This window comes from Bowdeniella nasicola (genome assembly GCF_900107735.1).
In the GTDB taxonomy this organism is placed as follows: Bacteria; Actinomycetota; Actinomycetes; order Actinomycetales; family Actinomycetaceae; genus Bowdeniella; species Bowdeniella massiliensis.
Window position 1 is genome coordinate 1 of sequence record NZ_FNQV01000024.1, and the last position, 9756, is coordinate 9756.

Sequence of the window (9756 nt, forward strand, 5' to 3'; positions counted from 1 at the left end):
CATCGAGTCGTTGAACTATCAACTACGGAAGGTGACGAAGAATCGGGGCCATTTCCCGTCAACGGACGCGGCCGTCAAACTCCTGTGGTTGGCGATCTGCAATATCGAGGACAAGCGAGCGATCGAGCGAGACAAAGAACGAGGCAAACCCCGCGAGCAACGCAAAGCACACGGCCGGCTCGTCGAGGGCCAAATCGTCACGAACTGGAAACAAGCACTCGCCCAACTCGCAGCCGCCTACCCAGACCGTATCAACCCCTACTTGTAACCAATCAACTTACACAAAAAACTTGACAGGCCCCTCACGGTTAGCCCTTGGTCCAGGATGGAACGCACGATGACGAGGTTCTTGTGGTTGCGCATACTCCGACCATGCCGAAGGTGTCAACGATGTCGCGAGACATCTGTCATGTGTCAGTGTGCTGTGGCTGTCAAGGATGTCGCGAGACAGCTGTCAAGTATCACCGGCCAGGCCCGCGCAGATTGGTGTCAACTATGTTCTGACACTGCACACCTCACCCGCCACCAGCCAAAACCCCCGTAATTTAGGGGGTTTTCGCGTATCTAGCGCAGCTTGAATGCCCCTGGGTCAAAGGCGCGGCCGGCACCCAACGCGCGCCCGTGGCTCCGACGTGTGAGGATGAAACCACCCTGTGGGCTTCCCCCGGAGCCCCTCATCCTTAAAGGAGTGACCATGTACCGCGGGCCGTCCATTGGTTTTGGTGTTTTTCTCGCCGTCGTCGGAGCAATCCTCGCGTTCGCCGTCGCTGATCGCGTCCAGGGCGTCGATCTGCAGATGATCGGATACATCTGCCTGGCCGCCGGCATCATCCTCGTGCTCATCGGAATCGCCATGGGCGCGCGTTCCAACCGCAGCGCAACCGAGCGTCACGTCACGCGCGATGCAGCGGGCGGCACGCACGAATCGATCGAGCATCGCGACGTCTAAGAAGTCGCCGCAAAAAGTGTGTGGCACGACACCGGACAGCAATTTCCCTTTGTGCGCAGTTGTTGTGTAAAGTCGTCTACGCCGCCCCGATAGCTCAGTCGGCAGAGCGTCTCCATGGTAAGGAGAAGGTCAAGGGTTCGATTCCCTTTCGGGGCTCAGGTTCTGTCCAACGCTCGGCCGTAGTAGGCTGAGGGGTTGGAAAGAACTTTCGGATGTGAAAGCATCCAGCCTGGCGGGGTAGCTCAGATGGTTAGAGCGCACGACTCATAATCGTGAGGTCGCGGGTTCGATCCCCGCCTCCGCTACTAACTTTTCAGTAAGAACCGCTTCGCGGTTACCGCCAAACGTGAGGATATATCGTGGCCAGCAAGTCCGCGGATGTGCGCCCGAAGATCACCCTTGCTTGCGAGGACTGCAAGGAGCGCAACTACATCACCAAGAAGAACCGACGGAACACTCCGGATCGGCTTCAGCTCCCCAAGTACTGCCCCCGCTGCAACAAGAAGACCAATCACCGCGAAACGCGGTAGGGCGGCGGGTCACGTCTTCTAATACGCTAGAGGGCATGACTGAGACAACCAAGAGACCCACGAGTGTCAACACTGACCTCGTGGGTCGCTTTTATGGTCCCCACACCTACGAGGTGGCCGCGGTTAAGCTGCGAGAATTCGCGAGCGCCACGGGGGCAACCAATCCCATCCACTTCGAGCGCGCAACGGCCCAAACCGAGGGTTACCGCGACGTCGTCGCGACCCCGACCTTCGCCGTCGTGCCCGCCCAGGCGGCCGAAGCCTCCTACATCGGCGACCCGGAATCGGGGATCGACTTCTCCCGCGTCGTGCACGCCGAGGAGTCCTTTTCCCACGTGCGTCCGATCGTCGCGGGCGATGTGCTCGCTACGACGGTCCAGGTCGCTGCCATCACCGACCGGGGACCACTGACCCTCGTGACCACGAGCGCCCGGATCGAAGACGCCGACGGCGACCTCGTCGCCACCGTGACCTCGACGCTCGCCGTGAGAGGAGCCTAGCCATGACATCCCAGATCACCGTCGGCGACGAACTATTCCGCCGCACCGTCTCCCTCACGCGCAAGGATCTCGTCGCCTACGCCGCAGCATCCGGCGACCATAATCCGATCCACTACAACGACGCCGCCGCCAGCGCTGCCGGCCTGCCCGGCGTGCTCGCCCACGGCATGCTCACCCTCGGCGTGGCCGCGAGCGCCGTCGAAGAATGGGCCGGTGATCCCCACCTCATCAAGGAGATCAGCACGCGCTTTTCCCGCCCGGTCGTCGTGCCGGGCGACGGCGAGGCGAGCCTGGAAATTATCGGGACCGCGGGCGAGGTCGATGCCGAGAGCGTCCGCGTCGATATCGCCGTGCTGCACGAGTCCAAGGGCGTCCTGACGCGCGCCCGCGCCATCGTCGCGCGGGCCTGAGTACAGTGGAGCTATGAGCTGCTCCATCCCCGAACCGGGCCCTGATATCACCGTTGAACCCGTCGCCTCGTGGGCGCCGCGCACGGAGCAATCCCAGCCCCCGACGTTCGCCGAGCTCACGACCGTGCGGGTCGGGGGCGAGATCGCGAACTACGTCGAGGTGGACTCGACCGAGGCGATGATCGAGGCCGTGCGGGACGCCGACGAGCAGGGGCGCGAGCTCCTCGTCCTCGGTGGCGGTTCGAACCTCGTGGCGCGCGATGAGCGCTTCGAAGGCGTCGTCGTTCGCGACACCCGGCAGCACATCGAGCTGGAATCCGAAGACGGCTGCGGGGGAGCGGCGCTGCGGGTTTCGGCGGGCCAGCCCTGGGACGCGTTCGTCGCGCACACGATCGAAAACGCCTGGATGGGCGTCGAAGCGCTCTCGGGCATTCCCGGCACCGTGGGCGCGGCGCCCGTGCAAAACGTCGGCGCCTACGGCCAGGAAGTCTCCGGAACGATCTCGGCGGTGCGCGTCTATGACCGGCTCGAGCGCGAGCGGCGCCTGCTGACCCTCGCTGAGCTCGGCTTCGGTTACCGCACCTCGCTGCTCAAGCGCTCGCTGAGCGATGCGGAAGCCGGCGGCGGGCGCACCTGGGGGCCAACGGGCCGCTACGTCGTGCTGGAGGTCTCCTTCCAGATGCGTAATGCCTCGCTGTCCGAGCCGATCCGCTACGCCGAACTCGCGCGCACCCTCGGCGTCGAGCTGAACGACCGCGCCCCGGCGATCGACGTGCGCCAAGCCGTCCTGCAGCTGCGCCGCTCCAAGGGCATGGTGCTCGATCCGGGCGATCGCGACACGTACTCGGCGGGTTCGTTCTTCACCAACCCCGTCATCGCGGCCGAGCACGCGGACCGGCTGCCCGAGGGCGCGCCGCGCTTTGCCGTGACCGACCCGACGAAGGTGCGCAGCATCGGCCAGCAGCCGCCCGTCGTCGAGGGGCTGGTCAAGACGAGCGCCGCCTGGCTCATCAACCATGCGGGCTTCGACAAGGGCTTCGGCCTGCCCGGCCCCGCAGCGCTCTCCACGAAACATGCGCTCGCGATCACTAACCGGGGCGGCGCGAGCGGCGCGGATGTGCGCGCGCTGGCGCGGCAGGTGCGCGAGGGCGTGCAGGAGGCCTTCGGTATCGAGCTCGTGCCCGAACCTATCCTGCTGTAGCGATCGCGGCTAGGCGCGCGCCGGTCAGGCGCGCAAAGTCCGCATAGGCGAGTTCGAGGTTGCGGCCGCGAGCTCCCGCGGAGACGATGAAGCTCGGCTCTGCCGCCGCGCTGGAATCGACGAGGCAGGCAAGCGCGCTGCGCGAGGCGAGCGCCGTAATCCCGCCCATGACGTACCCCGTCGCGCGCTCGGCCACGGCCCGATCGGCCAGTCGCGCCTTCTTCCCGCCGAGCTCTCGCGCGACGGCCCGAAGATCCAGGCGCGCGGCGACGGGCACGAGCGCGAAGGCCAACGCCCCGCCGGAATCGACGACGAGCGTTTTGAAGACGCGATCGGCGCCGAGGCCCGTCTTCGCGACGGCCTCCGCGCCGAAGTTCGTGGCGGCAGCATCATGCTCATAGCTGCGCACACGCACGGGAACACCCTGGCGGGCGCACAGCGCCTCAGCTCGCGTCGCGGACATCGCCCGCCTCCATGGACGCGACCGCCGCTTCGACGGCGTCGATCACGGGCGGTGCGGATAGCACCGCGAAATGCCCGGGCGTGGGGACCGCGATATTGCGGGAGCCCGGTAGGCGCGAGCCGAGGGGGATGTGCGGGTCGAAGCTCGGATGGATCGAGACGATGCGCGCATCCGAGGGATGCGGCCTCTGGGCCGCGGCAATGAGCGGCGATCCCGGCCGCAGCGAGCGCACCCCGAGTCCGGGCCAAAACAGCGCCGCATAGGCCGAGCCGTGCCACGGCGTGGCGAGCGCGACCATGCCGCGGACGCGTGCGCCCTGCGCGCCCATCATGACCTCCTTGCCAATGAGGCCGCCCTTGGAGTGGGCGAGCAGCACGACGTCGCTGAGCTCGCGCTCGGCAAGGAAGCGTTCGACGCTCGCGCGCAGCACGGCCATCGGCGCGAGCTGGCGGTACAGGCGCGGCACGCGGTGGATCGTGTGGCCGCGGCGAGCGAGCGGGCGCGTGAGCTCGCGCAGGTCGGCGGCCGTTTCGTAAATGCCGGGCAGCACCACGATGTCGAGCCGGCGCTGCGGGGGCAGCGGACCCGCTCCGGCAAGGCGCGCGGCGAGGCGGTCCAGCGGCGCGCGCAGGCGCAGCATCGCAAGCGAGCGGTAATCGGCCGACCAGTCGCGCCAGTGCGGCAGCGAGGACACCAGATCGCGGCCGATATCGCGGGTAGCGCCGCGGGCGCGGCGCGCGGCGGCGAGCAGGCGTCGAAGGATCACGGCTGATGGGCTTCGTCGGCGACGAAATCGGAAATGAGCTCGAAGACCTCACGGTCGTGGGCGTAAATCACCGAGTGCGCGGCGCCCGCCACGACGTGCGGGTTGCGTGCGCCGAGCCGCTGCAGCCATGGCGTCGGCGCGACGTAATCGAACTCGCCGCGCACGAGCAGGGTGGGCTCGGTCACGAGCTGGATGCGCTCCTCGATCGGGTAGCGCATCATCTGCGGCAGCACGTCGACGAACCAGGCGAGCCCGCACTGCAGGTAGGCGCGGATTGCGATGAGGCGCAGGCTGCGCGTTTCATGCAGCGAGGACTGCACGAAGCGCGTGAGCTGGCGCGCCACGCTGCGCTCCGCGTCGTTGACGGGTGGGCCGATGAGCACGGCGCGCTCGGCGTAACCGGGCGCGCGGGCGAGCAGCTCGGTGACGACCTGCGCGCCCATCGAGTGCCCGACGATGACGGGGCGATGCACCCCGTGCGCGGTCAGCACGTCGTGGACGATCGCGGCAAAGCCCGCGATGGACAGCACCTCGGGCGGCTGCGGCAGGTTCGCGAAGCCAGGCAGGTCGATGAGGAAGACGTCACCGAGGCGGGCCAGGTCCTCAGAGAGGTTGACGAAATAGTGCGAGGAGACGCCGATCCCGTGGATGAGTACGAAGGTGGGGCGCTCGGGGGCCTCGGCCGTGCCGGCGGGCGACAGGCCCGGGAACCGGTCACCGGGCGGCGCGCCCGGGCCGGAATAGGCCTTACGGAAGATTCGCACCCAGCAGCCGTCGACCTTCACGAGCTCGGCCGACAGGCGATCGAGCGGGTCATCCTTGCGGGTGCGGATCGGGCGCAGCTGCAGCGGGCGAACCCGGCGCCACGGGCGGAGGGGGCCGTCGGTCACTGCTCGCTCGCCTCCCACGCATCGACCTCGGCGAGCCAGGTGCGCTTGGAGGTATCGGAGGCGAGCGAGGCGCGGATCGAGGAGCGTGCAAGGTTCGCGATCTGTGCGTCGCTCAAGGCGTGATCGCGCCGCGCAATCTCGTACTGGTCGACGAGCCGGGAATGAAACAGCAGCGGGTCGTCGGCGCCAAGCGCGATCTCGGCGCCCGCATCGATCAGGGTGCGCAGCGGCACCTGCGACGGCCCGGCGTACACGCCGAGCGAAACGTTGGAGGCCGGACACACCTCGAAGGCGATCCCATCGGCGACGAGGCGCTCCAGCAGGGCCGGATCCTCCCCGGTGCGCACGCCGTGGCCGAGCCGGCGCGGCTTCAGGTGGGCGACGACCTGACGCACGTGATCGGGACCGAGCAGCTCCCCGCCGTGCGGCACGCCCGGCAGCCCGGCGTGGCGCGCGAGGCGGAAGGCGGGCGCAAAGTCCGAGGTATCGCCCGCCCGCTCGTCATTGGACAGCCCAAAGGCGACGACGCCGCCCGGCGCGTCGGAGGCGTACTGGGCGGCCAGTCGCGCCAGCGTGCGGGCATCGAGCGGGTGGCGGATGCGGGAGGCGGCGACGATGACACCGACCTCGACGCCCGTCGCGGCCGACGCGGCCTTTGCTTCGTCGACGATGATCTCCAGCGCGGGGGTGATGCCACCGACGAAGGGGGCGTAGGAGGTGGGATCGACCTGGATTTCGAGCCGACGACTGCCCTCGGCGGCGTCGTCCTCGGCGGCCTGCCGAACGATCCGGCGCATGCTCGCTTCGCTGCGCACGACGGCTCGCGCCGCGTCGTAATGCCGCTGGAAGCGGAACCAGCCGCGCTGATCGGCCGGCACCCGCAGCGCCTGATTATCGGTGAGCGATTCGGGCAGCCGCACGCCGAGATCGTGCGCAATATCGATGAGCGATTCGGGACGCAGCGAGCCCGTGAAATGCAGATGGAGGTGCGACTTCGGGAGGGTAGAAAGATCGCGCACGTCCCTATTCTGACAGATTTCGCGCATGTGGTTGGATAGCGGCATGACGCCCTCCCTCTCCGTTCCCGCAACGGGCCACCGCGCCGAGCTCGCCCCGTTGCTGGCCGCCGCGGCCGCGGCCCTGGGAACGCCCCTGACCGGCGAGCGCGTCATCGCCCGCTACCACCTGCCCTACGAGGTCGTCCTGCTCGACGCCGACGTCGCAGGCGAGCGCCAGCGTCTCATCCTCGCCGACGCCCCCACCGGCCCGCTCATCGCGCGCTACCCGCACGACCCGGCCCTACCCGAGCTCGCCGAGCTGCTCGACCGGGAGGGGGCGCGCCTCATCGCCTACCGCCCGACGCGCCGCGCGGTAATCGCGCTCGGGTCCACCGCCTACGCCAAACTCGCCGCCCCCGCGCGCATCGCGCGCCTCATCCGGGCCCACGACCTCCTGGCCGCCGCGGGCCTGCCGGTCGCGCCTCTGCTCGAGCGCCGCGAGGGCTGCGTCGTCATGGCAAAGCTCGCGGGCACACCCCTGACGACGCTGCTCGCCGCCGTCGGCGGTTCGGCCACCTACCGCCAGGTGCACACGCTGCTCGATCGCCTGCCTGACGCCGCCACGGGCCTGCCGCGCCGGCGCGCCTGGTGCGAGCGCATCGCGACGCACGCCGAGCTCGCCGCGCGCCTCGTGCCCGACGCTCGCATCGAGTCGATCGCCGACGTCGTCGCCGCCGAGGTAGCGGCCGCGGCCCCCGGCCCCCTCGTGCCCACCCACGGCGACCTCTACGAGGCAAACGTCCTGACCGACGGACGCGCCATCACCGGCCTGCTCGACGTCGACACCCTTGGACCGGGCTATCGGATCGACGACATCGCCTGCCTGCTCGGCCACCTCGCGGCCGTGCGGCGCTACCGCGACGAGCCGGCCTACCGCCGTAGCGTCGACGAGCTGTTTGCGGCGGCGAGCGCCGATCACGACGCGCAGCGCCTCGCGCGCCGCACCGCCGGCATCTTGCTCACGCTCGTCCCCGGCGCTCTGCGCGCCTCGCGCCGCGAGCGCGCCGACCAGCTCGATCTCGCCGACCACCGCATCACGACCGCCGCCACTTTCGCGCGGGGCGGCCCAGCAGGAGACCGCCATGACCGAGCCTGACGCGACGACGCCCGAGCCTGACGCCGCCACGCCCGAGCCACCTCGCCGCCCCAGCCGCCGCCCCAGCCGCCGCATGTCCCGCCGCCGCATCGTCGCCATCGCGGTGAGCATCGCGCTGCTGCTCGCGCTCGCACCCCAAGCCTGGCGCTACGGCGCCGCGGCCGGCCGCATCGACAGCGAGCGCGCCGAGCAGGCCGACGTCATCGTCGTCCTCGGCGCCGCGATCTGGGGCGCCGACACCCCCTCGCCCTACCTGCACTTCCGCCTCGATACCGCCGCCGCCCACCATCGCCCCGGCACGCCCGTGATCGTCTCCGGCGACGGCCGCGACGCAGCCTGGTCCGAAGTCGCCGTCATGCGCAGCTACCTTGAGCGCGCCGGCATCCCCGCCGCCGACATCACCGAAGACCCCGCCGGCCTCGACTCCATCAGCACCTGCCGCTTCGCGCGCGAGACCCACCCCGGCGCCCGCATCGCCCTCGTCTCCCAGCGCTACCACCTGCCCCGCGCCATCGCCCTGTGTCGCGCCCTCGGCGTCGACGCTTACGGACTCGCCGACGACGAGGGCAAACGCTTCTCCTCGACGTGGTACTCCGGCGTCGCCCGCGAATTCCTCGCGACCTACAAGGCCGCCGCCGAGACGCTCGCCGCCCGCATCTCTCGCTAACCGAGCCCCACGGTCGTTATCCACAGATCAGACAAAGTAGTTCCATCCCGACGCATCTCTCGTTACTGTGAGCGTCATGACTTTAGTGTCGCGTTCCCTGGCTCGCACCGCTGCCCTCGCGCTCGCTGCAGCCATGGCATTGTCCGCGTGCTCCACCAGCGAGCCCGCGGATCCACCAACATCGGCCTCCTCTAGCACGACGGGTGCCACGAGCCCGAGCCCATCCGAGTCCACTCCCGCCCCTGGCGAGTGGACGCTGGATGACCTCAAGGTTGGAGCGCAAGTCCCCAAGGAGGACCTCGAGCGCTTGTTCCCCAAGTGGGCCAAACCCACCCCACCCGCGACGCTGACCGAGCAGTCCGAGCAGGGCGCCAAAGACGCCGCCGTCTACTTCGACGAACTTGTGGACCTCGCGTTCTACTCGAGTAACCCGTCCTATATCAATGAAATAGATGACGGGCATTGCGAAAACTGTGAGGAGCTCAGAAACGGAATCACCGGTGATACGGCCATACGGGTCTATGCGCTTCGCCCAGAGCTTGAAGAGATCTCAGCACATCAAATGGAGGATGCAGAGCATGCCTATGAAATCCGGATTGGCCGTAAGATTCCGGTCGGCATCGATCAGGACTTTGCCACAAAGAAATTGACTGAGATTAACTTTGATTCGCGCGACGAGGTCTATTACTACTTGCTCTTCGCAGACAACCGCTGGACGACTGTTTATGCGAAGATGGATGGAAGTCTGTTCAAGTGAAGATCTTAGTTCGAGTTCTTCTGATCGGTCTGTTAATGGCGTTATCTCTTCCCGAGGTGCCGGCTTACTCGCTAGACCAAGGGTGCGGAAAGAAATCTCAGGCTTACAAGTGTTTTTTGGCTCATCACATTTGAGGGTGTAGAGGCGGGGTGATCACGGCGGCGCGTCGGTCCGCGGATGAGGGTCGAGGCCTCCCGAAGATGGAAGTTCTCACACTCATCATCCGGAAGACCTCGACGTGCCTCACGCTACCTTCACGCGCCCCAACCTGACCACGTTCACCCGCCTCGACGAGCTCGGCCTGGAGGTCGTCGGCCAACAGATCGAGCCGAAGCGGGCCGTGTTGGCCTGCCGGGTCGTTGAGCCGGACCAGTGGTGCCGGCGGTGCGGCTGCGAGGGAACGCCACGTGGCACCGTGGTGCGTCGTCTGGCGCACGAGCCGTTCGGCTGGCGACCCACCATCTTGCTC

12 protein-coding genes, 2 tRNA genes and 2 pseudogenes are annotated in these 9756 nt (G+C 68.0%); 12 read left to right on the forward strand and 4 right to left on the reverse strand.

The features are described from left to right. The 8 genes and pseudogenes from BLU67_RS11815 to BLU67_RS11850 all read left to right on the forward strand — a co-directional run. Nucleotides 1-268, forward strand: a pseudogene (locus BLU67_RS11815) (IS256 family transposase); the annotation flags it as partial. A 426-nt stretch (nucleotides 269-694) separates the two neighbouring features. Further along, entirely contained in the window at nucleotides 695-949 is a 255-nt protein-coding gene (locus BLU67_RS11820) for a DUF6458 family protein (protein ID WP_176780803.1), read from the forward strand. A gap of 83 nt (nucleotides 950-1032) precedes the next feature. After that, nucleotides 1033-1105: transfer RNA gene (locus tag BLU67_RS11825), tRNA-Thr, on the forward strand. 75 nt (nucleotides 1106-1180) lie between these two features. After that, nucleotides 1181-1254, forward strand: a tRNA-Met gene (locus BLU67_RS11830). A gap of 54 nt (nucleotides 1255-1308) precedes the next feature. Beyond that, a complete protein-coding gene (gene rpmG, locus BLU67_RS11835) occupies nucleotides 1309-1479 on the forward strand; it encodes a 50S ribosomal protein L33 (RefSeq protein WP_092566194.1) in 171 nt (56 codons plus the stop codon). 35 nt (nucleotides 1480-1514) lie between these two features. Further along, the gene (locus tag BLU67_RS11840; RefSeq protein WP_092566196.1) at nucleotides 1515-1979 is read left to right on the forward strand and encodes an FAS1-like dehydratase domain-containing protein; all 465 of its coding nucleotides are present in this window, start codon (nucleotides 1515-1517) and stop codon (nucleotides 1977-1979) included. A 2-nt stretch (nucleotides 1980-1981) separates the two neighbouring features. Beyond that, nucleotides 1982-2389 carry a MaoC/PaaZ C-terminal domain-containing protein gene (locus BLU67_RS11845; protein ID WP_092566198.1) on the forward strand — a complete coding sequence of 136 codons (408 nt, stop codon included), beginning with the start codon at nucleotides 1982-1984 and terminating at the stop codon, nucleotides 2387-2389. Between the two features lie 13 nt (nucleotides 2390-2402). Then, nucleotides 2403-3590 (forward strand): UDP-N-acetylmuramate dehydrogenase, encoded by a 1188-nt coding sequence (locus BLU67_RS11850; RefSeq protein WP_092566200.1) that lies wholly within the window; start codon nucleotides 2403-2405, stop codon nucleotides 3588-3590. Here the strand turns inward: BLU67_RS11850 and BLU67_RS11855 are convergent. The 4 genes from BLU67_RS11855 to BLU67_RS11870 are packed head-to-tail and all read right to left on the reverse strand — an operon-like array spanning nucleotide 3577 to nucleotide 6728. Next, nucleotides 3577-4053, reverse strand: a complete 477-nt coding sequence (locus BLU67_RS11855) for a YbaK/EbsC family protein (RefSeq protein WP_092566202.1) — start codon at nucleotides 4051-4053, stop codon at nucleotides 3577-3579. The two genes, BLU67_RS11850 and BLU67_RS11855, sit on opposite strands and share 14 nt — an antisense overlap. Next, complete coding sequence (locus BLU67_RS11860) at nucleotides 4034-4819, reverse strand: esterase/lipase family protein (protein WP_092566204.1); 786 nt, start codon at nucleotides 4817-4819, stop codon at nucleotides 4034-4036. The genes BLU67_RS11855 and BLU67_RS11860 overlap by 20 nt, the downstream gene beginning before the upstream one ends. Continuing rightward, complete coding sequence (locus BLU67_RS11865; RefSeq protein WP_176780804.1) at nucleotides 4816-5709, reverse strand: alpha/beta fold hydrolase; 894 nt, start codon at nucleotides 5707-5709, stop codon at nucleotides 4816-4818. Before BLU67_RS11865 ends, BLU67_RS11860 begins: the two co-directional genes overlap by 4 nt. After that, complete coding sequence (locus BLU67_RS11870; RefSeq protein WP_092566214.1) at nucleotides 5706-6728, reverse strand: adenosine deaminase; 1023 nt, start codon at nucleotides 6726-6728, stop codon at nucleotides 5706-5708. The genes BLU67_RS11865 and BLU67_RS11870 overlap by 4 nt, the downstream gene beginning before the upstream one ends. 43 nt (nucleotides 6729-6771) lie before the next feature. On the opposite strand from BLU67_RS11870, the gene BLU67_RS11875 reads away from it, so the two are divergent. The 4 genes and pseudogenes from BLU67_RS11875 to BLU67_RS11890 all read left to right on the forward strand — a co-directional run. After that, the gene (locus tag BLU67_RS11875; RefSeq protein ID WP_092566208.1) at nucleotides 6772-7863 is read left to right on the forward strand and encodes a protein kinase family protein; all 1092 of its coding nucleotides are present in this window, start codon (nucleotides 6772-6774) and stop codon (nucleotides 7861-7863) included. Further along, nucleotides 7850-8530: a SanA/YdcF family protein gene (locus BLU67_RS11880; protein ID WP_092566210.1), complete on the forward strand. Its 681-nt coding sequence runs from the start codon at nucleotides 7850-7852 to the stop codon at nucleotides 8528-8530. Before BLU67_RS11875 ends, BLU67_RS11880 begins: the two co-directional genes overlap by 14 nt. A 76-nt stretch (nucleotides 8531-8606) precedes the next feature. Then, nucleotides 8607-9287, forward strand: a complete 681-nt coding sequence (locus tag BLU67_RS11885) for a DUF6318 family protein (RefSeq protein WP_143027441.1) — start codon at nucleotides 8607-8609, stop codon at nucleotides 9285-9287. A gap of 238 nt (nucleotides 9288-9525) precedes the next feature. Further along, nucleotides 9526-9756 (forward strand): annotated as a pseudogene (locus tag BLU67_RS11890) (ISL3 family transposase); the annotation flags it as partial.